Genomic DNA, 1,675 nt, shown 5'->3' with positions numbered 1-1,675 from the left:
GGCATGCCCGTCGTCGCCCTCGCCACCACCGAAGCGGTCGAAGCCATACCACCGGACGCCGGGGTGCTCTCCACCCGGGTCGACGTGCTGGTCGACGCCGCCCGGGGCCTGCTGGACGACCCGGTGGCCGCCCGCCGGGCGGGTGCCGCCGCCCGGGCCGCCGCCCGCGACCGCTACGGCCTGGAGCGTTTCCTCGCCGACTGGGACCGGCTGCTGGAGGAGGAAGTATGCGCATCGCGATGATCTCGGAGCACGCCAGCCCGCTCGCCGTCCTCGGCGGGGAGGACGCCGGCGGCCAGAACACGCATGTCGCCGAGCTCTCCGCCGCGCTCGCCGCCGCCGGCCACGACGTCCGGGTCTACACCCGGCTCGACGCGGTGGACCTGCCGGTGACTGTGCACACCCCGGACGGCTACCGCGTGGTGCACGTGCCCGCCGGCCCGGCCGAGCCGGTGGCGAAGGACGACCTGCTGCCGTACATGCCGGCGTTCTCCGACTGGCTCACCGACCGGTGGGGCGCCGGTGACTGGCAGCCCGAGGTGGTGCACGCGCACTTCTGGATGAGCGGCCTGGCCGGGCTCGCCGCCGCCCGGCGCACCGGCGTGCCGGTGGTGCAGACCTACCACGCGCTCGGCACGGTCAAGCGCCGCCACCAGGGCGTCCAGGACACCAGCCCGGCCGACCGCGTCGACCACGAGCGGGAGCTGGGCCGCTCGGTTGACCGGGTGGTCGCCCAGTGCCAGGACGAGGTGGCCGAGCTGGTCCGGCTGGGCGTGCCACGGTCGCGGATGACTGTCGTGCCGTCGGGGGTGAACCTGTCCACCTTCGGTCCGCTGGGCCCGGTCGCCGACACCACCGGCGGCCGGGCCCGCATCCTCACCGTCGGGCGGCTGGTCGAGCGCAAGGGCTTCCAGGACGTGATCCGGGCCGTTTCCGAGGTGCCGGACGCCGAGTGCGTGGTGGTCGGCGGGCCACCGGCCGGGCTGCTGGAGACCGACCCCTACGCGGTGCGGTTGCGCGCCCTCGCGCGCTCGCTCGGCGTCGCCGACCGGGTTCGCCTCGTCGGCGCGGTGCCGCGCGAGGAGATGGCCCACTGGTACCGCTCGGCGGACGTGCTGGTCGCCGCGCCGTGGTACGAGCCGTTCGGGCTCACCCCGCTGGAGGCGATGGCGTGCGGCGTACCGGTGGTCGGGACCGCGGTCGGCGGGCTGACCGACACGGTGGTGCCGGGACGCACCGGTGACCTGGTGCCGGCCCGCGATCCGGCGGCGCTCGGCGCGGCGATCCGCGGCCTGCTGGGTGACCGGATCCGCCGCTTCGCCTACGCCACCGCCGCGCTGGAACGGGCTCGCACCCACTACTCGTGGGCGACCGCGGCCGACCGGCTGGGCGAGCTCTACGCCGAGGTGGCCACCGTGGGCCGGCCGACCCGGGTGGTCGCCTGATGACGGCCACCCCGGCCACCGGTCCGGCGGTGCTGGCGGAGCACCTGACCCGGCTGGCCGCCGCGCTGCTGCCGTTGCGTGAGGCGGAGCCCCTGCTGGCCCGCTGGGGCGAGGAGTTGGCGCACCGGCTCGCCGGGGGCGGCCGGTTGCTGGTGGCCGGCAACGGCGGCAGCGCCGCCGAAGCCCAACACCTCACCGCCGAACTCGTCGGCAAACTCCGCGACGACCGC

1 protein-coding gene and 2 pseudogenes are annotated in these 1,675 nt (G+C 76.2%); all 3 read left to right on the top strand.

Annotation, left to right across the window (positions count from 1 at the left end):
• Positions 1-243 (top strand): annotated as a pseudogene (locus AB0H28_RS30055) (glycosyltransferase family 1 protein); the annotation flags it as partial.
• A complete protein-coding gene (locus tag AB0H28_RS30050) occupies positions 228-1,445 on the top strand; it encodes a glycosyltransferase (RefSeq protein WP_358047515.1) in 1,218 nt (405 codons plus the stop codon). The pseudogene AB0H28_RS30055 and the gene AB0H28_RS30050, both read left to right, overlap by 16 nt.
• Positions 1,445-1,675 (top strand): annotated as a pseudogene (locus tag AB0H28_RS30045) (phosphoheptose isomerase); the annotation flags it as partial. The gene AB0H28_RS30050 and the pseudogene AB0H28_RS30045, both read left to right, overlap by 1 nt.

It is taken from the genome of Micromonospora sp. NPDC050980, assembly GCF_040653835.1.
GTDB lineage: Bacteria > Actinomycetota > Actinomycetes > Mycobacteriales > Micromonosporaceae > Micromonospora.
Note: the sequence above shows the minus strand (reverse complement) of the source record. Positions and strands in the feature narration are given on the sequence as shown.